We start from the raw sequence: 22,972 nt of genomic DNA, 5'->3' as shown, positions 1-22,972 counted from the left end.
GTCAGGCGCCCTCGACGACCGAAAAGCCCTCGAATTGCGGATGGCCGAGATAGTGGACCTTCGTCGTGCCGACATTCCTGTGGGCGGCGCGGAAATTCTCCGATTTGGTCCAGGCGACGAAATCGTCCTGGCTCGCCCACACCGTGTGCGAAGCAAACAGCGTATAGCCTTCGGTCTCGTTGACCGGGCCGCGCAGCAGGTGAAATTCCCGAAAGCCCTTCATCTCGGCAAGGCTGGAATCGCGGTTCTTCCACACGGCTTCGAAATCGGCCTCCGAGCCGTTCTGCACCTTGAAGCGGTTCATGGCGATGTACATGGCGTTCCTTTCTGAATTGGTGGACTGCTGCGATTGAAGGATGCGGCGCCGCGTCGGTTCTCAGAACGGACCGATCGCGCCGGTGAATTCCAGACTGTTGCCAACCTTTGGCGGGATCGGAGGGAAGGGGGCCGCCTTGCGAACGAAACCAAGCACGATCTGGTCGAAAGTTGCCGAGCCCGAGCTTTCGACGACACGCAGCTCATCGATGTTGCCCTGCCTGCCGATGACGAAGGTGACAACGGTGTTGCTGCGCGCCGTCGCTTGCAACGACGGCGGCACTGCTCGATACACGCGGCCAAGTTTGCTGATGACGTCGCTTCGGTAGCTGGACTCAGCAGCGGAGCCCGCCTCGTCCTGCCTTTTGCCCTTGCTGGCCGCCTGCGCCAGCCGATCCTGGCCGTCTGCCGTGCCGCGCTTCGCGTCTGCCGCTTTTGAAGGGATAGCCGCCGGAGTTGGCCTGGCTATGGGGATCGGCGGTTGGTCCGGCACGGTGACAGGCGTCTCGGCGCTCTCGGCCTGGACGCTTGGCTGTGCCGGTGGTTCGGCCCTGGCAGCCACGCTCTGCTTGTCAGGGCGCGGGGTCGCCGCCACCAGTATGTCCGGCGTTGCCGCTGGCTGTTTGACCGCTTCCGGCAAAGGCTTGGGCAGCGACTTGGCTGCTTCCTGTGTCGGTTGGGGAGCTTGCCTTGCGGCTTGCTGCTCAGCCTGCGAGGGCTTTGTCGGCGGCAGCGGTCTGACCGCCGGCTCCGGTTTGGTCGGCTGCGGTTTCGGTTCCAGCGTGACATTGATCGCCGCCGGATCCTTGTCCAGAGCGCTGCCGGCCACCTTGTCGCCTGCGTGATCGCTGCCTTCCGGTTGCTCCGCGTTCCGGGAATCGAATGTGCCGGAGGGCGAGATCAGAAAGAATGCCGCCACGGCGGCATGAAGCAGACCGGAGGCGACGAGCGCAACAGGCCATCGAGCCGCCGGCCGCGCGACTGCGAGCGGCTCGGCCGGCGCTATCGCCAGCTCGCTGCCAGCGTCGGGGAGGGGACTGATTTCCTGCATGTCGCGGGCCGGAAATTGCAGCGGCCGGCGGGCAAAAGTCAAATCAAGATCGTATGCCGCTGGCGTCAGGGATCCGCGGCCGGCCAGCGGCCAGGCCACGGTGTTTGCTGTGAATGCGGGATGCAGTCCCAATGCTGGTCTCAGATGCCCAAAGCGATGCCGGTCTTGGTGTCCGTCTTCAGCTTGCGCATGCAGGCGGTCGGTTCGACGCCGGCGCCTGCGCATTCGGTCGCGCTGTTGATCAGCACGCGGCTGACCTTGGTGCAGTCGGTCCCGGCGAGATCAAAGCGCGTCACCTTGGTCTTGCCTGCCGGCAGGTCCTTGAAATCGAGCACGGTCAGCCGGTCGACGACACCGGCCTCGTTGAACAGCGCGATCTCGAACGCCGCCTTGGAGAGGTCGGCGCCGAGATTGTTGTTGACCAGGAAGGTCAGCCGGCAGCCCTTGTCGGAGGGTTGCGCGGCATTGAGCTCCAGGGTCAGCGCGGGGACCGGCGCGGACCCTTCAGCCCGCGCCGGAACCATCGCAAGCGACATCGCCAGCGTCGAGGTCAGCAGACGAAGGGATGTCGTCGAGCGCGTCATGCCGTCAGCCTCCAAACCGCATGGTTGCCGCCAGCTTCAGCGTGATGCCGGGCTCGTAGACCGCGACTGTCGTGCTGCCGTTCAGCGGGTTGGCGTATTTGACGTCGAACAGATTGTCGGCGCGGAAATCGACCTTCAGATTGTCGGTCGCCTGATAGCTGGCGAAGGCATTGACCAGCGTATAGTTCTCGGCCACCGCATTGCCCTTCGGCTTGCCGTTGTATTGCACTTCGCCGCCGACGGTCAGCTTGTCCTCGAGGAAGCGCAGCCCGAGCTGGGCGGTGACCTGCGAGGAGGGGATGGTGGCGAGATCGGCTTCCACACCCTTGTAGGAAATGGTGTGGCCATTGGTGATCGAGGCCGAAAGCCCGGCATAGCCCCATCCGGCGTCGTAGACGCCTTCCAGCTCAAAGCCGTTGATCTTGGCCTTGGCGAAGTTCTGATACTGGAAGCAGATCGGGATGCCGGGCCCGAACGGGCAGCCGCTGCCCGGAGCGAACGGCGACAGGGTCACGCCATCGATATAATCGTCGACGTCGTTGTGGAAGTAGGCCGCCTTGACGCGAAGCGCGTCGCCGGGTTCGAAGATGTCGTTCTGCTTGTAGTTGACGCCGAATTCCGTCGTCTTGCCGGTCTCGGGCCGCAGATTGGGATTGGGCAGGAACGGGAAGGTGACGCCCGCCGGATGGTTGCCGCTGATCAGCGTTTCCGTCAGCGACGGCGATCGATAGCCTTCCGCATAGGTGCCATAGAACTGCAGGCCCGCTAGGCCGGCGCTCTCGAACGGCGAGACGCCGACGGTGATGCGCGGCGACAGCCGGTCGCCCGAAGTCTCGCGCGTGCTGTCCTTCAGGCTGTAATTGTCGTAGCGCAGCCCGGCGATGACCTCGAGCCAATCCCAGCTGAGCTTGTCCTGGACATAGGCGCCGGACACCTTGCGCTTGCCCGAAGGCGTGTAGAAACTGTCACCGCCGGCCGTGCCGCCCGTCGTCACATTGTCGCCGACCCAGTCGCCGCCATAGGTCAATTCGTGGGCGATCCCGGCTGTTTCGAAGCGTGACGTGTTCCAGATGTCGATACCCGTGGTGCCGACGTCGAAAGTCGATGTCGATCCCGCCGGCAGGATAATGGGAAGGCCGGTTATGGGACTAAACCGTTTTTGTGGGACAAGGCTGGTCAGATCGAGATCGGTCTTGTTGTAGGAGGTGTTGATGTGGAGATCGAGCCAGCTCTTGTCCTCGTCCGTGATGTTGTAGCGGGCGGTGAATGTGTTCGACTTCAGGTCGACATCGTTGACCGGCACGCCGCCGCTGGTTTCGTCCCAGCTGTCGCTTGAGCCGACCCAGCCCAGCTTCAGCTCGCTGTTCTCCGTCGGCCGTATGCTGGTCTTGAGCAGGCCGCTCAACACGTCGAAGCCGGTGCCTTTGACGGTGTCGCCGCCGCCATCCTTGTAGTTGTCGTAGTTGCGGTAGACGATGTTGCCCAACGCGTCCCAGTTCTCGTTGAAACGGTAGGCGCCGGTGGCGCTGGTGGTCCAGCCCTTGCCGTTGCTCTCGTAGCGCCCGGTTACCGAAGCGCCCCATGTTTCCTCCGGCTTGAGGAAGTCGGCGGCGTCCTTGGTGTCGAAGAAGACGACGCCGCCGATGGCGCCCGAACCATAGGTGTTGGCGACCGGACCTCGGATCACATCGACGGATTTGACGAGCTCGGGGTCGATATAGAAGGTCGACTGGGTGCCGTGGTCCGAACGCTGGAAGTCCTGGCGTGCGCCGTCCACGATGACCGCGACGCGGCCGAAATCCTGCAGGCCGCGAATGTTGATGCTGGTGCTGACGCGCCTGGCGTCGGCCTGCGTCGCGACACCGGGCACACCCAGCAGCATCTCGTTCGGCGTCGTCGCCATGCGGCGGGCGAGTTGCTCCTGGTCGACATGGCTGGCCGAGGCCAGCGATTCGATCGCCGTCTCGCCGGTGCGGCTGATGACGAGAATCTTGTCGAGCAGCGTCGTGCCCGCGGGGGCGGCTTCCTGGTCAGCCTTCTTCGATTGATCCGTCTGCTCGCCCGCCGGCTGCGTAGCCTGTTGAGCATGCGCCGATGGCGCGGACAGGGCGATCGCCGCCACACTCGCCAACAAAGCCGCCAGGCCGCTCGCCGCCGACCGGCCGCGCAATTCCCAGTTCAAAAACCCCATGCCCCAACTCCAGATTCCAGGTTTCATGCTGGCTGGCCCGGGGCTCGCTGGCATTTTTCATCGTGTCCGGCGTCTTAAATGTTGACTCGTTTACTCCGGTATTGCACTGACTAATAAACATGATTATTCAAGTCAAGAAATGAATCGGCAATTTCGCAACGCCTAGCCAGGTGCCCGGCACAGGAAAGGGATCGACCCAGATGAACACGCACAATCCCAACGATTTTCGCTACCGCGTCCGCCGTTCCGATGATGCCTCCACCCGCTTCGATCGGATCCCGCTGGCGGTGCGAACGCTCTCCAGCAACACGCTGTTCCAGGGCGAGCACGAGATCGGCATCGAGCATCATGGCGCGCTCTACCGGCTGAAGATCACCCGGCAGGGCAAGCTCATTCTCAACAAGTAAGACAAGACAGTAGGGACGAGACATGGACCAGCGCGTAAAACCCGCCCCGCATGAAATCCGGCGGGCACGGACGGAAAATCCGAAAACGCGCGAGCGTGACCTGGCCGCCCAGCTCGGCATTTCGGAAGCCGAGTTGGTCGCCGCGCATTGCGGCGACGGCGTCGTGCGCGTTGAGCCGCGCGTCAACGACCTCCTGACCGGTCTCGAGGCGGTCGGCGAGGTGATGGCGCTGACCCGCAACGAAAGCGCCGTGCACGAAAAGATCGGCGTCTATGACAAGGTCGTCACCGGCAACCACAATGCCATGGTGCTTGGCGAGAACATCGACCTGCGCATCTTCCCGAAGGTCTGGGCGCATGGCTTCGCCGTGGAGAAACGCGACGGCGACGAGATCCGCCGCAGCCTGCAGTTCTTCGACGCGACGGGCGAAGCGGTGCACAAGGTGCATCTGCGGCCGGCCTCCAGCCTCTATGCCTACCAGAAGCTGGTCGCCTCGCTGGCATCGCCCAACCAGGAACCGACGGTCAATATTTCAGGCCCAATCTCCGACGATCAGGGCGAGGCCGGGGCAACCACCGCCAGCCCAGACGATCTGCGCGACCGCTGGAGCCGGCTGACCGACGTGCACCAGTTCTTCGGCATGCTGAAGACGCTCAAGCTCAGCCGCCGCCAGGCGGTGCGCATGGTCGGAACGGACTATGCCTGGCTGCTCGACAATGACGCGGTCCGCGCCATGTTCCACCACGCCGCCGAAGGCGGGATGCCGATCATGTGCTTCGTCGGCAACCGCGGCTGCATCCAGATCCATTCAGGCCCGGTCAAGTCGATCAAGCCGATGGGGCCGTGGATCAATGTGCTGGACGAAACCTTCCACCTGCACCTGCGCACCGACCACATCCATGAAGTCTGGGCGGTGCGCAAGCCGACCAAGGACGGCCATGTCACCTCGCTCGAGGTCTATGGCGATGACGGCGAGATAATCATCCAGTTCTTCGGCAAGCGTCATGAAGGCGAAAGCGAGCGCGACGATTGGCGGTTCCTGGCCGAGAACCTGCCGCGCATTCCAAGCCCGACGGCAGCCTGAGGAGAACGACGATGGGCTGTTTTTCCAGGATCGTCGCCGGCCCGATGGTCGGCCTCGCTTTGGCCTTCACTGCACTACGATCGGCTGGCGCCGCCGAGGGCGTTTCGGTCTTCTCCGATCCGTCGAAGATCGCCGCCATAGGCGGTTCGATAACCGAAATCGTCTATGCGCTTGGTGAGGAGAAGCATCTGGTGGCGCGCGATTCCTCCAGCCGCTATCCGAAGCCGGCGCTCGACCTGCCTGATGTCGGCTATATGCGCGCGCTGTCGCCGGAAGGCGTCTTGTCGGTCAATCCGACCGGCATCCTGGCGCTGCAGGGCAGCGGCCCCAAGGAAGCCGTCGACGTGCTGAAGAAGGCCAGCATTCCCTTCATCGAAGTGCCCGAGCATTTTAGCCACGAAGGCATCCTCGAGAAGGTCCGCATCGTCGGTAAGGCGCTCGGCGTCGATGCCAAGGCCGAGGCGCTGGCCAAGGAACTCGATGCCAAGCTGACCGCCGCGGAAAAGCAGACGGCCTTGATCAAGGAGCGCAAGCGCATCCTGTTCGTGTTGTCGATACAGGGCGGCAAGATCCTGGCGGCCGGCAGCGAAACCGCGGCCGACGGCATGGTCAAGCTGGCCGGCGGGGTCAACGCCGTCGAAGGTTTCTCCGGCTACAAGCAGATGTCCGACGAGGCAATCATCACCGCCAGGCCTGACGTGATCCTGATGATGAGCAATGCCGGGCCGCCTGTGTCGGACGACGAGTTGTTCGGCAATCCGTCGATCGCATCGACGCCGGCCGGAACCGCGCGCAAGCTGATCCGCATCGATGGCGGCTATCTGCTCGGCTTCGGGCCGCGCGCGGCCGATGCCATCCACGATCTCGCCGTCTCGCTCTATGGCGCTGAAGTCACGGACTGAGCAGGCATATCATGGTCGATCAATCGATCGCCGGCCCGGTGAAGGCGATGGCGAATGCATCTGAAGGCGACCGCTCGGGTCGTGCCCGCATCGTCATCCTGCTCTTGTGCCTCGGGCTCGCGGCCGCCATGCTTTTGTCGCTGACGTCAGGGGCGTCGGATGCTTCGGCCGTCAACGTCCTCAGGGAGTGGCTGCCTGGGGCCATTCCAAGCGATACCGCACTGAGCGCGCGCGACAACCTGATCGTCTACGACATCCGCCTGCCGCGCATCATCCTCGGCATGCTGGTCGGTGCGGCGCTCGCGGTCTCGGGCGCCGTCATGCAGGGACTGTTCCGCAATCCGCTGGCCGATCCCGGCCTGATCGGCGTTTCCGCCGGGTCCAGCCTCGGCGCGGTGACCATCATCGTGCTTGGCGCGACGGTGCTGGCGCCGGTGACGGCGTTGTTCTGCACGCTTGCGCTGCCGCTGGCGGCCTTCTCCGGTGGCCTTGCCTCGACACTGGTGCTCTATCAGGTCGCGACGCGACGCGGGCAAACCTCGGTCGCCACCATGCTGCTTGCCGGCATCGCGCTGGCCGCCCTTGCCATGGCGGTGACCGGTATTCTCATCTTCATGGCGGACGATCGCCAGTTGCGCGACCTGACGTTCTGGTCACTTGGATCGCTGGGCGGCGCGACCTGGGCGAAGATCGGTTCCGTCGGGCCGATCATCATGCTGGCGCTGGCGGCGATGCCGTTCCTGGCGCGGAGCCTCAATGCACTGGCTTTGGGCGAGGCGACCGCCGGCCACCTCGGCATTCCGGTACAGCGGCTGAAATACACGGCGATCATCGGCGTTTCGGCGGCCGTCGGCGCCTCCGTCGCCGTCAGCGGCGGCATCGGCTTCGTAGGCATCGTCGTGCCGCACCTGCTACGTCTGCTGATCGGTCCGGACAACCGCTATCTCTTGCCGGCTTCGGCGCTGCTCGGCGCGTCGCTGCTGCTGCTCGCCGATGCCGTGGCACGCACCATCGTGGCGCCGGCCGAATTGCCGATCGGCATCGTCACCGCGATCGCGGGCGCGCCGTTCTTCCTGTGGATCCTGCTGCGCAAGCGCGGCGTGATCGATCTCTGAGACCTGTGATCTGCAAGAGTTGGGACCTGTGAGGCTTTTATGATCGAGGCAAGGGATGTTTCCGTCGATATCGCCGGCAAGCGCATCGTCGGCGGTGTCGATTTCGACGCGCGGCCCGGCGAAGTGGCAGCCATCGTCGGTCCCAACGGTTCGGGCAAGACGACCTTCCTGAAGGCGTTGTCGGGCGAGCTCGCCTATACCGGGCGCGCCGCTCTCAACGGCCGAAACGTATCGTCGATGAAGCCGGCCGAGATGGCGGTGCATCGTGCGGTGCTGCCGCAGGCGACGACCCTGTCCTTCCCGTTCACCGTGCGCGAGGTGGTCAAGCTTGGCCTTGTCGGCGGGCGCTCGGGAGCCTTGCCGGGCGAAGATGCGCGGCTGCCGGAGCGGGCGCTGGCGCGTGTCGACCTCGACGGTTTTGCCGGGCGTTTCTACCAGGAGCTTTCGGGCGGCGAACAGCAGCGCGTCCAGCTTGCGCGCGTGCTGTGCCAGGTCTGGGCGCCGGTACTCGACGGCAAGCCGCGCTACCTGTTTCTCGACGAGCCGGTTTCCAGCCTCGACATCAAGCACCAGCTGATCATCATGAACATCGCCCGCGACTTCGCCAGAAGGGGCGGCGGCGTGGTCGCCATCCTGCACGACCTCAATCTGACTTCCATGTATGCCGACCGGATCTTCGTCATGCACCGCGGACGGCTGGCTGCGACTGGCTCGCCTCAGGACGTGCTGAGCGACGACCTGATCGAAAAAGTCTTCGACTGCCGGCTCAGGGTCGGCGTGCTGCCGGCCGGCAACATGCCGTTCGTGCTGCCGCAATCTGCCGCCTAGGTCGGTGCGGTCAGGCGGCCGGGGCGCGGCGCTCCAGCATGTCGATGCCGAGCAGGTTGCGCACATTCGGCCTTGCCGCCACCATATCGGCGATCGTGTAGCGGGCGAGCACGGCGAAGAAGGCGTTGAGGGCCTCGCGCAATGCCGAGTTCAGCGCGCAGCTGTCGACCAGCGGGCATTCGGCGGCATCGTTCTCGAAGCATTCGGCCATGGCGAAGCTTTCTTCGGTAACGCGCACGACGTCGAAAAGGCTGATCGCCTCGGCTGCGCGTCCAAGCCGGACGCCGCCGTTCCTGCCGCGCACCGTTTCGACCAGTCCGTTCTCGACCAGCGGCTGCAGGATCTTGAACAGGAACAGTTCCGACACCGAATAGGCGGTCGCGATTTCCGGGATACGGCTCAACCGATCATTGTTGGCGGCGCAATACATCAGGATGCGCATGGCATAATTGGTCTGGCGTGTAAGCCGCATTTTTTCCTCACTAGGCGCCGGCGCGGTAGAACCACGCCGGATTCCAGAACTTTACCGACGACGCTCTGATCCGGAGTTTCGGATTCGCCGCACTGGCCTCGACCCGAATATGGCCTATACCTTGGAACAATTCCAGACTAGCCAGGCGCCATAGATGAATATTCTCGTCAACTTTATGTGCGCAGCCCAGCAAAAAGGCGGGGAAAACCGGCCGTTACGGGCATTCCGGCTGATGAAACCCTAAATAGGCTTGGGATCGACAACGAAGTCGACCAGAGGTCGACCAGAGATCGACGAGGAGCAGTTCATCCATGTCCCAATCGGCTCCGTCCCTGGCGCCTGTCCGCTTCGATGGCGACGCGGCCGCCAAGCTTTCGGCGCTGCGTCGCACCAAATTCATAGCCACGGCCGCGTTGGTGCTTTGCGTGCTGGTGTTCGCCTTGGCCAAGTCGTTCCAAAGCAGCTATCCGTGGCTGGGGTTCGTCGCAGCCTTCGCCGAGGCGGCGACCATTGGCGGCCTTGCCGACTGGTACGCCGTAGTGGCGTTGTTCAGGCGGCCGCTCGGGCTGCCGATCCCGCACACCGCCATCATCCCGGAAAACCAGAACCGCATCGCCGACAATCTCGGCCGTTTCATCGAGGCCAATTTCCTGGCGCCGGAGCCGGTGCGGGAAAAACTCGCAGAGGTCGACTTTGCGGCGCTCGTCGCCGATTGGCTGACCGATGCCGAGCGTGCCGCCGGCCTGTCGCGTTTCGTCGTGCGGCTGGTGCCGCAGACGCTCGCCGCCGTCGAGCAATCCGGCTTGCGTGGCTTCGTCACCAGCCGCATGCTGGAGCAGATCGAAAAGGTGCCGCTGGCGCCGCTGGCGGCGGAACTCTTGTCGGCGCTGACCGACGACCGCCGTCATCAAAAACTGTTCGACGAATTCATCAAGGTGGTCGGCCGGTTCCTCAACGACGAACAGGCGCTCGCGACAATGCGCGAAAAAATCCGCGAGGAATTGCCGTCGCTGTTCAACCTGTTCCGCGCCGACGCCTATCTCCTGAAGAAGATCGTCGCCTCGGCGGGCTCCTTGCTCGACGAGGTGCGGGCCGATCCCGACCATCCGATGCGGGCCGAGTTCGACCGTTTCGCGCAAGCCTTCGTCGAGCGGCTGCGGACGTCCAAGCAATATGCAAAGCGTGCCGAGAAGATGAAGCGTGATTTCCTCGCCCGACCCGAAGTCAGGACGCTGGCCGGCGACATGTGGGAGAGCCTCAGCCTGTTCATCGAGCAGGACGCCAAGGCGCCGAATTCGGTGATCCGCGCGCATCTCGCCAACATGTTCGTCGAGGTCGGCCGCCATCTCGCCGGCGATCCACAGATTCGGGCCGACATGAACCAGGGATTCGTCGTGGCGCTCGCCTCCTTCGTCGAAAGCCAGAAGAGCGGCGTGTCGAAGTTCATCGCCGACCAGGTCAAACGCTGGGACCTGGCGCAACTGACGCGGCTGATCGAGATGAACATCGGCCGGGACCTGCAATATATCCGCTTCAACGGCATGATCATCGGCGGGCTGGCGGGCATTGTGCTCTACACGATCGAGTTGCTGCTCCCGGTCAATTGATGCGCATGGTTCGAGATGCCCGTGTTCGAAATGGACACGCGGCATCCGAGTGCTATGCTCCCCGTGAGGGCAGCCGCATCCGCGGCAAAAGGGGAGAAGACATCATGGCGAAACAACCGGAATCCGATTCCTTCATGGACATGTTCGGCAAGTTCGGCCGCGACCTGAAGGTGCCCAATGTCGATGTCGAGGCGATCCTTGCCCATCATCGCAAGAACCTCGAGGCCTTGGAGAAATCGGCGCGAGCCGGCGCCGCCGGCGCGACCTCGCTGTTGTCGAGGCAGCGCGAAATGCTGCAGGACACGCTGCGCGAAATTGCCGACATGGCGCAGAGCTACCGCGCGCCGGGCAACCCGCAGGAGCTGATGGCCAAGCAGACGGAGTTCGCCAGGAAATCCTTCGAGGCCGCGCTCAAGAATGCCGGTGAAGTGGCTGAACTGGCTCGCAAATCCGGAACCGAATCGATCGAGATCCTGCGCGCGCGCATCAAGGATGCGATGGAGGAAATCCGCGCCGGCTACGGGCAGAAATAGGCCCCGGCGGCCCGTCGTTCGCCTTCTGCAGGACATGCCGGTTTGCAATTTCGCAACCTTGCGCATAGTTGCATCCGCGCCACGTTATAAGCGCCGGCGCCCCTGGAAGGTGCGAAAATCCGAATTCGGCCTGCCATTGCGCGGCAAGGCATGGCACGATTCAGCCGGAATTGGACGGAACCGATTCACAAGGGGTGAATTGACAGGGGCCATCCGTTCGTGGTCCGGAGGCACGGCAAGCGATCGGGAAAGCAGGAATGAACGAAGTACGGCCTAAAACGCCGCCGACCTACGAGCAGTTGAGGACGATGTCCGGGCAGGAACTCGGCGTCTCGGAATGGACCACGGTCGACCAGGACCGGATCAACCAGTTCGCCGAATGCACCGGCGACCATCAATGGATTCACGTCGACCCCGAGCGTGCGCGGCGGCAAAGCCCGTTCCGCACGACGATCGCGCATGGCTATCTGACGTTGTCGATCATCGGCGCGCTGGCGCTCGGCATGGGCATCGTGCCGGAAAACACCCAGGCCGCGTTCAACTACGGCTTCGACAAGGTGCGTTTCCTGGCGCCGGTCAGGGTCGGTGCGCGCATCAGGCTGCGCACTGTCCTGCTTTCCATGGAGGACAGGGGACCCGGACAGTATTTGATGAAGGCAGCCAACACGGTCGAGATCGAAGGCGAGGAAAAGCCGGCGCTGACGGCCGAAACGCTGGTCATGCTTTACGAGCGCCGCAAACGGGCAGGGGCCTGAGCGTTCGCCCCAGCCCCTGCGGGTTTTCAGTTCGTGGTTCCTTGCCGGCCCTGCAGACGCTTCAACGCCCATAAAGTCGTTGCGGCCAGCACCGTGGCATAGGCGGCCAGCGGCCATGCCGTGTCGCCACCCAGGAGGATGACGAACAACGTGCCGGCAATGCCGACGATCAGGCTCTGGGCGCAGAAATAGAGCGCCACCGCCGTCCCCGCGACATCGCCAAACGCTTCAAGCGCGCCGTTGGCGGTGACCGACCCTGCAAGGACGATGCCCACCGCCATCACCCACATGGGCACGACGAAGGTGGCGAAGGACGGCGCGGCGAGCACCTGTCCGATCGCCAGCATCGAGGCGCCGAGAAGCAGCGTCGCCATGCCCCGCGCCAGGCTGCCCGCCGTGCCCCAGCGCGCGATGAACGGCCTGGCAACCCGTGTGGTCGCGATCATCACCAGTGCCGCCGTGGCAAAGGCGAGGCTGAAACCGACCTGGGTAAAGCCGGCACGATCGATGAGCACGCGCGGCGCTGTCGAGAAGAACACGAAGAAAGTGCCCATGGCCGCGGCAAAACCAAGCGTATAGGTCCAGAAGGCAAAGCTGCGCAGGATCGGGCCGAAGGCAGGGCGCGGGCCGGAACCGTTCGTGGGCCGCGTCTCGTGCCAGCGCAGCCATGCATTGAGCGTGGCCGCCATGGCCAGAATGCCAAGCATGACGAAGATCGCGCGCCAGCCGAAACCCTGGGCGATCAAGGCGCCTGCGATTGGCCCCAACGCCGGCACGAAGGCCAGCATCGCGCTGAACAGGCCATATATGACCGCGCCCTCGGGCCGCTCCGCATAGACATCGCGCACCGTGGCGAAGGTCGCGACCAGGACAGCGGACGCCCCCATGGCCTGCACGACGCGCAACGCGACGAAGGCTGCGGCCGATGACGTGCCGGCGAGCGCGATGGAAGCAGCCGCGAACAGCAGCCCGCCGCCGAGCAGCACTGGGCGCCTGCCGATCCGGTCGGAGATCGGGCCGAACACTATCTGGCCGAGGCCAAGCGTGATCATATAAAGGCTCAGCGTCAGCTGAATGACTGAGGGCGATGTGCCGAGAGCTTCCGGCATCAGCGGAACCACCGGCAGGTAGATGTCCATGGCCAGCGAGGCCAGGATATCGAAAGGCGCCATCAGCAGCAGCGCCGACGGCATGGAATAGGCCCATATCTTCTTTTGGGGAGAGGGGCGTTTTGGAAAAGGCATGATTGAGCATCCGCACAAATGGTGAGATTTGGCGGCGATCTGCCGTTTCATGGATGGTCTGATTTGACGGGGCAGAAGGCCGCAACAACGAGATGTTGTCGCGGCTTACTTGTCTGCTGCCTTGGTGGTTCCCATAGCGCTGCCCCGAAATTGACGTTGCAGGCATTTGCCCGCGCGCCGACCAGTAGCAGCCCGGGATCGGCCCGGCAACCTTCGGGCTGCATCGGCAAACGCCCAAACGGGTCAGGCAATCCCGGGCTGGGTACGGCCGGCAAGGCGCTGCGAGAACAGCGCGAGCAGCAGCGCAACCAGCGCCAGCGCCGTTGCCGTCTCAAAGGTGATTTGCATGCCCCGGGCAGCCGAAGCGGGGCCGAGAACATCCTGACCACCGTCCGATGCGACCGCGAAGATGGCGCCCATCAGGGATGCGCCGGTGATGAGGCCGAGATTGCGTGACAAATTGAGCAGGCCTGAAATGACGCCGCGTTCGCCGGCACCAACACCGGTCATGACGGCCGCATTGTTGGCGGTCTGGAACAGCGCGTAGCCGAAGCAGGTGACCGTGATAGGCACGACATAGCTGGCAATGCCGAGCCTGGTCAGGGCAAGCGACAGAAGGAGTGTGCCCGCGGTCAGGCTGGCGAGGCCGGCGACCATCATCCTGTGGGCTCCGAAGCGGTCGGAAAGCCGTCCGGCCAGCAGGGCCGACAGGGTCGACACAAGCGGCCCGGTCGAGAGCACCACGCCGACCATCGCGGCATCGAGCCCCAGTCCACGCGACAGATAGAACGGCGCGACCACCAGGGTTGCCATCATCACCGTGGCGACGATGAGGCTCATGACCAGGCTGGCGCTGAGCTGCGGGTCCCGGAAACTGGCGAGTTGGACCAGCGGGTTCCTCACCCGCTTCTGGGCGACGGCGAACAGACCGATGCCGAGGGCGGTCGCGGCCAGCAGGCCGATGTTGAGCGGGCCGAAATGGCCCCGGCCCAGCGTCATGGCCAGTGCGTAGGCGGCCAGCGTCATGGCCAACAAGGCAGTGCCCATCGTGTCGAACTTGCCTTTAACGGCCTGCGCGTTCTTGTTGCGAGCGGGCAGGGCGCGCCAGGCGAGGGCAAAGGTCAGCAGGCCTAGCGGCACGTTGACCAGGAAGATCGCCCGCCAGCCGAGGCCGGCGATCAGGAGGCCGCCGAGCGAGGGGCCGAGCGTCGTGCCGATCGCCGACATGGCGCCGAGCAGGCCCATGGCGCTGCCGGTCCGCTCCTTGCTCACCGTCTCCGCGACAAAGGCCAGCGTCAGCGCCATCATCAGCGCCGCGCCAAGCCCCTGCACGGTGCGCGCGGCGATCAGCAGTGAGAGCGTCGGCGCCAGGCCGCAGAGCACGGATGCCGCTGTGAACAGCGCGATGCCGCCAAGCAGCAGCGGCCGGCGCCCGAACATGTCGGCCAGCCGCCCGGCGCTGACGATCAGCGTGGTGATGGCGAGGAGATAGGCCAGGACCACCCATTGCACGGCCTGGAACGACGCCCCGAACGTCTGCATCAGCGAGGGCAGCCCGACGCTGGCAACGCTGGTTCCGAGCGACGACAGCAGCGTGGCGAGCGACAGGCTTGCCAGCGCCCAGCCGACCGATTGATTCTGTTGCGGGGCTGATATCCCATCCCGATCTTGCGCTGCGACTGCCATGGCGATCTCCTTTTCCTTCGCTCCTGAACCGGAGCCATCGGAGATCTAGTCCTGCGGCTGACATGGCGGAAGGCGCAGCATTTGCAACATGTCAGTGCATGAGACGCCACATCATGCTATGAGCAGGCGATGACATCTCCCGATCTCAACCTGCTGTTCGCTCTCGACGTGCTGCTCGCGGAAGGCAGCGTGGCGCGCGCCGCGTGCCGTCTGCGGCTCAGCCCGTCGGCGATGAGCCGGACGCTGGCGCGGCTGCGGGAGGCAACGGGCGATCCTCTGCTGGTCCGCGCCGGCCGCGGCCTGGTGGCGACACCGCGCGCGGAGGAATTGCGCCGTCAGGTCGGGCCGGTCGTGCAGGAAGCGGAGGCGCTGCTGCGGCCTGCTGAACTTCTTGATCCGTCAAGCCTGGACAGGGTTTTCACGCTGCGCACCAATGAAGGCTTCGTCGAGGAATTCGGGCCTCGCCTGGTCGCCCGCATCGAGGCCGAAGCGCCTGGCGTGCGGCTGCGTTTCGCGCCGAAGTCCGACAAGGATGTGATGTCGCTGCGCGACGCTTTGATCGACCTGGAAATCGGCGTTGCCGGCGAAACCGGGCCCGAAGTGCGCATCCAGGCGCTTTTTCGCGACCGTTTCATTGGCGCCGTTCGAGCGGGCCATCCGCTGAGCGAAGGCACGGTAACGCCCGAGCGCTACGCCGCTGGCCGGCACATCAGTATTTCCAGGCGCGGCCGCGAGCGAGGGCCGATCGACGAAGCCCTGAGCGGGCTTGGCCTGCAGCGGACGGTGGTGTGCATGGTCTCGGGTTTCTCGGCCGCGCTCGCCATGGCGCGGGCCTCGGAACTGATCGCCAGCGTGCCCGAGCGGCACACGGCCGGCGCGCGGGCCGGCATGCACAGTTTTCCGCTGCCGGTCACGACGCTGGAAGTCACCATTTCGATGCTTTGGCATCCGCGCCTCGATGCCGACCCGGCGCAACGCTGGATGCGCGACTGCGTGCGGGAGGTCTGTGCTAGCCGCTGAGATCAGCGCGCCATCGCCGCCTCGACCACCTTGAAGATCCGCCCGTCTTCGCACTGGGCGACGTTGAAGCGCAGGAAACGGCTGGCCGTCTGTGACAGACTGAACGCATTGCCGGGCGCCAGCACGACATTGTCGGCCAGCGCCCGGCGGGCGACGTCGGCAGCGTCAATGCTATCGGGCAGGCCGCACCACAGGAACAGGCCGGCCGGCTGGTCGATCCAGGGCGTGATGCCGATCGCCTTCAGACGGGCGCCGGTCTCGGCCATGGCGCGTGCGAGCCTGGCGCGCAGCAGATCCATGTGCTTGCGGTAGCTGCCGTCCTTAAGCAATGTCAGCACCAATTCGGCCGCCAGCCGTCCGCCGCCGAAGGTCGTGGCGATCTTGAGGTCGGTCAGGCCCTCGATCCAATCGCGGGGCGCGGCGATGAAACCGCAGCGCACCGATGCCGACAGCGTCTTGGAAAAGCTGCCGATCTGGACGACGCGGCTGAGGCCGTCGAAGGCCGCGAGTCTCGGGGCAGGGGCATGTTCGAAATCGGCGAAGATGTCGTCCTCGACGATGGTCAGGTCCGACTGGTCGGCGAGCTTCAGCAAACGATGCGCGGTGACCGGCGACAGGATCGCGCCGGTCGGGTTGTGGATGGCGGAGTTGGTGATGTAGAGGCGCGGCCGATGCTCGGCGAGGGCCTGCGCGAACAGCTCGATATCAGGTCCCGACGGCGTATAGGGCACGCTGACAACCTTGGCGCGGTGGGCGCGCAGCAGCGCTTGGAAATTGAAATAGCAGGGGTCGTCGACCAGCACCGTGTCGCCGGGCTCGATCAGGAACCGGCACAACAGGTCGATGGCCTGCGTGCCCGATTCCGTCAGCATGATCTGTTCAGGCGAGACTTCAATGCCATGCCCGGCCATGCGCCGCGCCAGCAACTGCCGCAGCGGCGGCAGGCCGAGCGGCGTGCCGTAATCGGCAAGCGTGACATCGTCGGCGCGCGCTGCCGTGCGCAGTGCCCGGCGCAGCGCGGCCTGCGGCATCCATGAGGCCGGCAGCCAGCCACAGCCGGGTTTCAGGACCTCGTCGCCGGCATCCAGCGACTGGCGCGAGACCCAGAGCGGATCGACGGCGCGGTCGAGCCGGGGACCGATCTCGGCCAGCGACAGCGGCGCCAGCGTGCCGGCGGCATAGAAGCCCGAGCCTGGCCGGGAGCGGATCGTGCCTTCGGCGGCGAGCCGCTCATAGGCTTCGACCACGGTGGATTTGGACACCTGCATGGATTGGGCGAAGGCGCGGATCGATGGCAGCCGGGCTCCCGGTGTCAGGCTGCGCGCGGCGATCCGCTGGCGGATGGTCGCCATGACAGTCTCGACCAGAGTGGTCGTGAGTGCGGGCGCATCGTCCTTCTCCAAGGCAAAGTCTGTCATCTGTACTGCTCGATATGCCATTACAGTTTCGCGCAATTGTACCCCATTGTCTCTGGCTATGCCATGGCATCTGCCCGATAGAGGGCGAAAGACATGGAGCCTGGAATGGACAAGACCGCGAGCGGCTGGCTGAACGGATTTATCGGCGTGTTGATCTTCTCAGGCTCGCTGCCGGCGACGCGCGTAGCGGTGATGGATTTCGACCCGACCTTCGTGACATCAGCCCGCGCCGCGATTGCCGGACTGCTTGGCCTGGCAATGCTGCTTTTGTTCCGGGAGAAACGCCCGCAGCGCGGCGATCTGTTGTCGCTGGTGATCGTGGCGCTCGGCGTGGTGGTCGGCTTTCCGTTGCTTACCGCACTTGCACTGAAGCACGTTACCTCCGCCCACTCGATCATCTTCGTCGGCCTGCTGCCGCTGGCAACCGCGATCTTCGGCGTGCTGCGCGGCGGCGAGCGTCCACGACCGGCGTTCTGGTTGTTTTCCTGCATCGGCAGCGCCCTGGTCGCCGGCTTCGCGCTCATGCAGGGCGTGACGGCTTCACCGGTCGGCGATGGCCTGATGCTCGCGGCCATCGTCGTCTGCGGCCTGGGTTATGCCGAGGGCGCGGCGCTGTCACGCAAGCTCGGTGGCTGGCAAGTGATCTGCTGGGCGCTGACGCTGTCGTTGCCGATCATGCTGGTGCTGACTTTCGCGACGCTGCCGCCATCCTTTGCCGCCGTCGGCTCCCACGCCTGGATCGGGCTCGCCTATGTCTCGCTGTTCAGCATGCTGATCGGTTTCGTCTTCTGGTACCGCGGCCTGGCTCAGGGCGGCATCGCCGCCGTGGGCCAGCTGCAGTTGCTGCAGCCGTTCTTCGGCCTGGCACTCGCGGCGACGCTGCTGCACGAGCAGGTCAGCCCGCTGATGGTGGTGGTCACGCTCGGCGTGGTGGCCTGCGTGTTCGGCGCGAAGAAGTTTGCGCGGTAGTTCGGAAAGCGACGCCGGCGCCTAGAACTTCGTCACCACCCCGATACCAATGCCCTCGAAGCCGCCCATCGCCATCAGCGCCGCGGGCGCTTCGTCGAGGCTGATCTTCTTGCCGACCAGCAGTTCGGGCTTGAGCTTGCCGTGGCGGATCATCTCCATCATCGCCTGGTAGCGGTAGGCCTGCATGCCGTGGCTGCCGAGGATTTCGAGTTCGAAGGCGATGACCTTATCCATCGGCACTTGCGGGCGGGCGTGCTCGCCGAGCATCAGGCCGACCTGCACATGGCGGCCGCGCCGGCGCAGATTGGCGATCGAGTTGAAGGAAGTGGTGGGGTGCCCGAGCGCGTCCATCGACATATGCGCGCCGCCATTGGTGATCTGCTTGACCGCCTTGACCACATTCGGTGTCGTTGACGCATTGATGGTCGCCACGGCGCCGATCTTTTTGGCGAACTCCAGCTTCTCGTCGGTGAGGTCGATGGCGATGACGTTGGCGCCCAGCGAACTGGCGATCATGATCGCCGACAGGCCGACGCCGCCGCAGCCATGCACCGCCACCCATTCACCGGGCTTGACCCGGCCCTGGTCGACGATGGCGCGAAACGAGGTGACGAAACGGCAGCCGAGGCTGGCGGCGGTGGCGTATTCCATCTCCTCGGGCAGGCGCACCAGATTGGTGTCGGCATGTTCGATGCCGACATATTCGGCGAACGAGCCCCAGCCGGTGAAGCCCGGCTGCGTCTGGTGCTCGCAGACCTGATAGTTGCCCGAGGTGCATTCGAAGCAGCGGCCGCAGCCGACGGCGAACGGCACCGTCACGCGGTCTCCGGCCTTCCAGCGGCTGACCTGCTTGCCGGCGGCGACGACGACGCCCGCCAGCTCATGGCCCGGGACATGCGGCAAGGTGATGCCGTCATCATGGCCCATCCAGCCATGCCAATCGCTGCGGCACAGCCCCGTCGCCTCGACCTTGATGACGACGCCATCGGCAGCCGGCTTCGGATCGGGAACGGTCTGGATCGTCGGCGCTTCGCCGAATTTCTCGAAGACGACGGCTTTCATCGGTCACTCCACCCTGCGTACTGTCCGGGGAAACGATAGCCGATTCCCCGCCCGGTCAAGCGGAAATCGATTCCGCCAGTCTGGCCAGTCCGCCGTCCACCAAGCGCGGTCAGCTGTTTTCCTGGGTGCGGAAATCGGCAAGCCTCGTATCGCCGGGGACCAGCAGCCGCCCGTCCTCGGCATGCACCTCCAGGCGCCTGATCGGCCGGCCGCTCCGCGTATCGACCATGAAAGTGTAGGGCTCGCCCGGCCCGGAGAAATAGGTCTCGCCCCATTGCCGCAAGGCAACCAGGACATAGAAAAGGCCGCGCCCCTTTTCCGTAAGCACATATTCGTGGTGCGCGCTGCCGTCGGGTGCCGGCACCGTCTCGAGAATGCCGTGCGCGACCAGATTGCGCAGCCGCGCCGACAGGATGTTCTTGGCGACGCCGAGGCTCTTCTGGAACTCGCCGAAGCGGCGCAAGCCGTCAAAGGCGTCGCGCACGATGAGCAGCGACCACCAGTCGCCGATCGCGTCCAGCGGCCGCGCGATCAGGCAATCCGCTTCGTGGTGGCTCGTTCGTTTCACCATGGCAATCGTTGGTCCAGATCCGTCATTTCGGTTGCAAGATAAAACTGTTCTGCCTATCCAGCAAGTGGTTTCAACTTAAAACCTCTTTGCGGAGAGCGACATGAACATGCAGGTAGTGAACGGCGTGGCGACAGGCGCGCAGCGGTCCGATGGGCCGCCACAGGTCGCGCCGGGGTCACCACCGGGACTGTCGGGAATGACGGCGCTGGTCTTCGCCATTGCCTGTGGCCTGAGCATCGCCAATGTCTATTTCGCGCATCCACTGCTCGACGCCATGGCGCATGATTTCGCCATCGCGCCGGCCTCGATCGGCATCGTGGTGACGGTCACGCAGATCGGCTATGCGCTCGGCCTGTTCTTCATCGTGCCGCTGGGCGATCTGTTCGACCGCCGCAAACTGATCGCCGGGCAGGCAGTGCTTTCCGCCGTGGCGCTGATCGCGGTCGGGGTCGCACCGAGCGCGGCGATGCTGCTGGCAAGTCTCTCGGTCGTCGGGCTGCTTGCCGTGGTGGTGCAGGTGCTGGTGGCTTATGCCGCCGACCTCGCCGTTCCGTCCGAGCGGGGGCGGGCGGTCGGCACCGTCACCAGCGGCGTCATCCTTGGCATCCTGCTTGCCCGCTTCGCCGCCGGTGTCGTCGCCGACCTCGCCGGCTGGCGCTGGGTCTATCTGGTCTCGGCGGGGCTGACGCTGGTCATGGCGCTGGTTCTTTACCTCATCCTGCCGCGCCACGAGGCGGAGCGGCCACGCACATCCTATCCGCGCCTGCTGGGTTCGGTGGTGCTGCTGTTCGTTCAAGAGCCGCTGCTGCGCGTGCGCGCGGTGCTCGCCATGCTGATCTTCGCCAGCTTCAACGTGCTGTGGGCGCCGCTGGTGCTGCCGCTGAGTGCCGCGCCATTTTCCCTCTCGCACACCGCGATCGGGTTGTTCGGCCTTGCCGGCGTCGCCGGCGCTCTCGGTGCTCGCTGGACAGGCGGCCTCGTCGATCGCGGCCGTGGCCAGCTGGTCACCGGCCTCAGCCTGCTGTTGATGACCGCAGCCTGGCTGCCGATCGCCTTCATGGGCGCGTCGCTGTGGCTGCTTGTCGCCGGCATCGTCATGCTGGACCTGGCGATCCAGGCCGTCCATGTCACCAACCAGAGCCTGATCTTCGCGCGCCGGCCGGATGCGCGCAGCCGGCTGGTCGGCGGCTACATGATCTTCTATTCGCTCGGCAGCGCGCTAGGCTCCATCGCCTCGACCATGATTTTTGGCGCCTGGGGCTGGAGCGGTGTTTGCATGCTTGGCGGCGGTGTCGCTCTGGCGGCGCTGGTGTTCTGGGTGGCGACGCTAAGGCTAGGGCACTAGTTAGGGCGGGGTATCAAGCAACGGTTGCCGTTTGCGAACCCATTCGCCAGCTTCGGCATCCCACGGCCAAACCCCGGAAGTTGTTGGAAAAATTAGCTGCATAATCCGGAAATCCGAGCCGTCGTAGAACCAGATATCCCAACCGAAATGTTCAGGATAGTGGTCCGGATGGACCGAGCCGAACTGACAGTCGAAGCCGCCTCCCAAGAACCCTGACGCCCGCCCTCCGACGCTGAACCTCTCGCCGCTGCGCACTCGTCGGCAATACTCGTTGATGATGGTCTGCGAAAGTTCCGGCTTGAGTCCGACGACGACCAGTTCAGGGACTTTGAAATTGTGTTCTATCCCCACCGAGTACGCGAATGGCGGATGCTCGTTCTCCTCCAGCACATAGAGGATATGACAGCCATACTCTTCGATATCGGCGAGCGCCTTGGCTTCCTCGGGGTCTTTGGCTTCTCTACTCGGCATCGATCTGGTTCTGCGGCGCGGCTTTCTGGAAAGCCGGCAGCGCCATACAGGCGCCGTTGATGCGGGCTATCGTCGGGTAGGGCGTCAGGTCGACGCCGAAGCGGGCGTTGCTCGCGATCTGCGCCGCCAGGCAGATATCGGAGAGGCCCGGCGCCTCGCCATGGCAGAATGTTCCCGTCTGAGGCGAGGAAGCCAGAATCTTTTCAAGCGGCTGAAAGCCTTCGTTCACCCAGTGGCGGAACCAGTTGGTGATGTCCTGGTCGCCGGCGCCGAACAAAGTACGCAGCGAGGTCAGCACGCGCAGATTGTTTACCGGATGGATGTCGCAGGCAATCATCTGCGCCAGCATTCTCACGCGCGCCCGGCCAAGCGGGTCCTTCGGCAGCAGCGGCGGCTCGGGATGGATCTCGTCGAGATATTCGATGATCGCCAGCGACTGCGTCAACAGCGTACCGTCGTCGAGCACCAATGCCGGCACCAGCCCTTGCGGATTGACCGCGAGATAGGCTGGTTCCAGATGCTCGCCGTGGCGCAGATGATGCGGGACATAGTCATAGCGCAGCCCCTTCATCTCCAGCGCGATCCGCGCCCGATAGGAGGTGGAGGAGCGATAGTAATTGTGCAGGACGAGTTCGCTCATGCGCTCACTTCGGCTGGCCAATGGTCACTTCGATCGTGCCGATGCCGTCGACGCCGCCGGTCATCGTCTCACCCGACTTCACGGCGCCGACACCGGCCGGCGTGCCGGTGAAGATCAGGTCGCCGGCCTGCAATTCCACGCCCTCGCTGCAGATCGAGACAATGTCCGCTATCGGCCAGATCAGCTCGGTGAGATCGGCGTCCTGCCGCACCTTGCCGTCGACGGCGAGCCAGATGCGGCCTTTCGTCGGGTGGCCGGTCTTTTGCGCCGGGACCAGCGGGCCGCAAGGGGCGGAACGGTCGAACGCCTTCGACCAGTCCCAGGGCCGCGCAGCCTTCTTGGCCTCGTCCTGGAGATCGCGTCGGGTGAGGTCGATGCCGACGCCATAACCCCAGACGTGGTCCAGCGCCCGCTCACGCGCAATGCGGAAGCCCGGTTTGCCGATCGCGGCCACCAGCTCGATTTCATGGTGCAGATTGGCGGTCAGCGGCGGGTAGGGGATCACGGTGCCGGAATCGACCACCGCGTCGGCCGGCTTGGTGAAGAAGAAGGGCGGATCGCGCTCGTCATTGCCGAATTCGCGGGCGTGCGCCGCATAGTTGCGGCCGACGCAGAAAATGCGCCGCACGGCAAAACGCTCTGCCGACCCGCTGATGGCGACGGAAGGCGTTGGCGGTACGGGAAGGACGAAGGCGGTCATGG

At 64.7% G+C, this 22,972-nt stretch carries 24 protein-coding genes; 11 read left to right on the top strand and 13 right to left on the bottom strand.

All coding sequences use genetic code 11. The features are described 5' to 3' along the window. Window position 1: 1 nt before the first annotated feature. The 4 genes from hmuQ to AC1DPX_RS09220 form a co-directional block, all read right to left on the bottom strand. On the bottom strand, window positions 2–316 hold the full coding sequence (gene hmuQ, locus AC1DPX_RS09235) for a heme-degrading protein HmuQ (protein WP_019858631.1): 315 nt from the start codon (window positions 314–316) through the stop codon (window positions 2–4). Between the two features lie 60 nt (window positions 317–376). After that, window positions 377–1,408 carry an energy transducer TonB family protein gene (locus AC1DPX_RS09230; RefSeq protein WP_477236069.1) on the bottom strand — a complete coding sequence of 344 codons (1,032 nt, stop codon included), beginning with the start codon at window positions 1,406–1,408 and terminating at the stop codon, window positions 377–379. Between the two features lie 98 nt (window positions 1,409–1,506). Further along, window positions 1,507–1,950, bottom strand: a complete 444-nt coding sequence (locus AC1DPX_RS09225) for a hypothetical protein (RefSeq protein ID WP_202354023.1) — start codon at window positions 1,948–1,950, stop codon at window positions 1,507–1,509. Between the two features lie 4 nt (window positions 1,951–1,954). Continuing rightward, window positions 1,955–4,141 (bottom strand): TonB-dependent hemoglobin/transferrin/lactoferrin family receptor, encoded by a 2,187-nt coding sequence (locus AC1DPX_RS09220; protein WP_477236067.1) that lies wholly within the window; start codon window positions 4,139–4,141, stop codon window positions 1,955–1,957. Between the two features lie 200 nt (window positions 4,142–4,341). Between AC1DPX_RS09220 and hemP the strand changes: the two genes are divergently transcribed. From hemP to AC1DPX_RS09195, 5 genes are read left to right on the top strand one after another with little or no spacing between them, the layout of a single operon-like run. Beyond that, window positions 4,342–4,548: a hemin uptake protein HemP gene (gene hemP, locus AC1DPX_RS09215; RefSeq protein WP_010909946.1), complete on the top strand. Its 207-nt coding sequence runs from the start codon at window positions 4,342–4,344 to the stop codon at window positions 4,546–4,548. A 22-nt stretch (window positions 4,549–4,570) separates the two neighbouring features. Next, complete coding sequence (locus tag AC1DPX_RS09210; RefSeq protein ID WP_477236066.1) at window positions 4,571–5,632, top strand: hemin-degrading factor; 1,062 nt, start codon at window positions 4,571–4,573, stop codon at window positions 5,630–5,632. An 11-nt stretch (window positions 5,633–5,643) separates the two neighbouring features. Beyond that, window positions 5,644–6,534, top strand: coding sequence for a heme/hemin ABC transporter substrate-binding protein (locus AC1DPX_RS09205; RefSeq protein WP_202354026.1), 891 nt, complete (start codon window positions 5,644–5,646; stop codon window positions 6,532–6,534). An 11-nt stretch (window positions 6,535–6,545) separates the two neighbouring features. Then, entirely contained in the window at window positions 6,546–7,649 is a 1,104-nt protein-coding gene (locus tag AC1DPX_RS09200) for a FecCD family ABC transporter permease (protein ID WP_477236064.1), read from the top strand. Window positions 7,650–7,688: 39 nt separating this feature from the next. Beyond that, entirely contained in the window at window positions 7,689–8,477 is a 789-nt protein-coding gene (locus AC1DPX_RS09195; RefSeq protein ID WP_477236062.1) for a heme ABC transporter ATP-binding protein, read from the top strand. 10 nt (window positions 8,478–8,487) lie between these two features. Here the strand turns inward: AC1DPX_RS09195 and rirA are convergent, their stop codons facing one another. Then, a complete protein-coding gene (rirA, locus tag AC1DPX_RS09190) occupies window positions 8,488–8,949 on the bottom strand; it encodes an iron-responsive transcriptional regulator RirA (protein WP_010909941.1) in 462 nt (153 codons plus the stop codon). Window positions 8,950–9,260: 311 nt separating this feature from the next. On the opposite strand from rirA, the gene AC1DPX_RS09185 reads away from it, so the two are divergent. The 3 genes from AC1DPX_RS09185 (at window position 9,261) to AC1DPX_RS09175 (ending at window position 11,844) form a co-directional block, all read left to right on the top strand. After that, window positions 9,261–10,556 carry a DUF445 domain-containing protein gene (locus AC1DPX_RS09185; protein WP_477236060.1) on the top strand — a complete coding sequence of 432 codons (1,296 nt, stop codon included), beginning with the start codon at window positions 9,261–9,263 and terminating at the stop codon, window positions 10,554–10,556. Between the two features lie 104 nt (window positions 10,557–10,660). Further along, window positions 10,661–11,089, top strand: a complete 429-nt coding sequence (locus AC1DPX_RS09180) for a phasin family protein (RefSeq protein WP_202354030.1) — start codon at window positions 10,661–10,663, stop codon at window positions 11,087–11,089. 257 nt (window positions 11,090–11,346) lie between these two features. After that, a complete protein-coding gene (locus AC1DPX_RS09175) occupies window positions 11,347–11,844 on the top strand; it encodes a MaoC family dehydratase (protein WP_095772891.1) in 498 nt (165 codons plus the stop codon). Window positions 11,845–11,870: 26 nt separating this feature from the next. On the opposite strand, the gene cml is transcribed toward AC1DPX_RS09175, so the two are convergent. Both cml and AC1DPX_RS09165 read right to left on the bottom strand, forming a co-directional pair. Next, window positions 11,871–13,088 carry a CmlA/FloR family chloramphenicol efflux MFS transporter gene (gene cml / locus AC1DPX_RS09170; RefSeq protein WP_477236058.1) on the bottom strand — a complete coding sequence of 406 codons (1,218 nt, stop codon included), beginning with the start codon at window positions 13,086–13,088 and terminating at the stop codon, window positions 11,871–11,873. A gap of 243 nt (window positions 13,089–13,331) precedes the next feature. Continuing rightward, window positions 13,332–14,774: an MFS transporter gene (locus AC1DPX_RS09165; protein WP_477236056.1), complete on the bottom strand. Its 1,443-nt coding sequence runs from the start codon at window positions 14,772–14,774 to the stop codon at window positions 13,332–13,334. Window positions 14,775–14,903: 129 nt separating this feature from the next. On the opposite strand from AC1DPX_RS09165, the gene AC1DPX_RS09160 reads away from it, so the two are divergent. After that, a complete protein-coding gene (locus AC1DPX_RS09160; protein WP_477236055.1) occupies window positions 14,904–15,794 on the top strand; it encodes a LysR family transcriptional regulator in 891 nt (296 codons plus the stop codon). Between the two features lie 2 nt (window positions 15,795–15,796). Here the strand turns inward: AC1DPX_RS09160 and AC1DPX_RS09155 are convergent, their stop codons facing one another. Continuing rightward, on the bottom strand, window positions 15,797–17,212 hold the full coding sequence (locus AC1DPX_RS09155; RefSeq protein ID WP_477236053.1) for an aminotransferase-like domain-containing protein: 1,416 nt from the start codon (window positions 17,210–17,212) through the stop codon (window positions 15,797–15,799). 105 nt (window positions 17,213–17,317) lie between these two features. Here AC1DPX_RS09155 and AC1DPX_RS09150 point away from each other — a divergent pair, with 105 nt between their 5' ends. After that, window positions 17,318–18,181, top strand: a complete 864-nt coding sequence (locus AC1DPX_RS09150; RefSeq protein ID WP_477236051.1) for a DMT family transporter — start codon at window positions 17,318–17,320, stop codon at window positions 18,179–18,181. Between the two features lie 21 nt (window positions 18,182–18,202). Here AC1DPX_RS09150 and AC1DPX_RS09145 read toward each other — a convergent pair whose 3' ends face one another. Both AC1DPX_RS09145 and AC1DPX_RS09140 read right to left on the bottom strand, forming a co-directional pair. Further along, on the bottom strand, window positions 18,203–19,243 hold the full coding sequence (locus AC1DPX_RS09145; RefSeq protein WP_477236049.1) for a zinc-dependent alcohol dehydrogenase family protein: 1,041 nt from the start codon (window positions 19,241–19,243) through the stop codon (window positions 18,203–18,205). Between the two features lie 109 nt (window positions 19,244–19,352). Then, window positions 19,353–19,814, bottom strand: a complete 462-nt coding sequence (locus tag AC1DPX_RS09140) for a winged helix-turn-helix transcriptional regulator (RefSeq protein ID WP_477236048.1) — start codon at window positions 19,812–19,814, stop codon at window positions 19,353–19,355. A 100-nt stretch (window positions 19,815–19,914) separates the two neighbouring features. On the opposite strand from AC1DPX_RS09140, the gene AC1DPX_RS09135 reads away from it, so the two are divergent. Then, on the top strand, window positions 19,915–21,159 hold the full coding sequence (locus AC1DPX_RS09135) for an MFS transporter (protein ID WP_477236046.1): 1,245 nt from the start codon (window positions 19,915–19,917) through the stop codon (window positions 21,157–21,159). On the opposite strand, the gene AC1DPX_RS09130 is transcribed toward AC1DPX_RS09135, so the two are convergent. From AC1DPX_RS09130 to AC1DPX_RS09120, 3 genes are read right to left on the bottom strand one after another with little or no spacing between them, the layout of a single operon-like run. After that, complete coding sequence (locus AC1DPX_RS09130) at window positions 21,160–21,630, bottom strand: DUF4262 domain-containing protein (protein WP_477236044.1); 471 nt, start codon at window positions 21,628–21,630, stop codon at window positions 21,160–21,162. Further along, window positions 21,620–22,270, bottom strand: a complete 651-nt coding sequence (gene maiA / locus AC1DPX_RS09125; RefSeq protein WP_477236042.1) for a maleylacetoacetate isomerase — start codon at window positions 22,268–22,270, stop codon at window positions 21,620–21,622. The genes AC1DPX_RS09130 and maiA overlap by 11 nt, the downstream gene beginning before the upstream one ends. A gap of 4 nt (window positions 22,271–22,274) precedes the next feature. After that, window positions 22,275–22,970, bottom strand: a complete 696-nt coding sequence (locus AC1DPX_RS09120) for a fumarylacetoacetate hydrolase family protein (protein ID WP_477236040.1) — start codon at window positions 22,968–22,970, stop codon at window positions 22,275–22,277. Between the last annotated feature and the right edge of the window lie 2 nt (window positions 22,971–22,972).

It is taken from the genome of Mesorhizobium sp. 01N446, from assembly GCF_056399285.1.
This window is presented reverse-complemented; position numbering and strand designations above follow the sequence as displayed.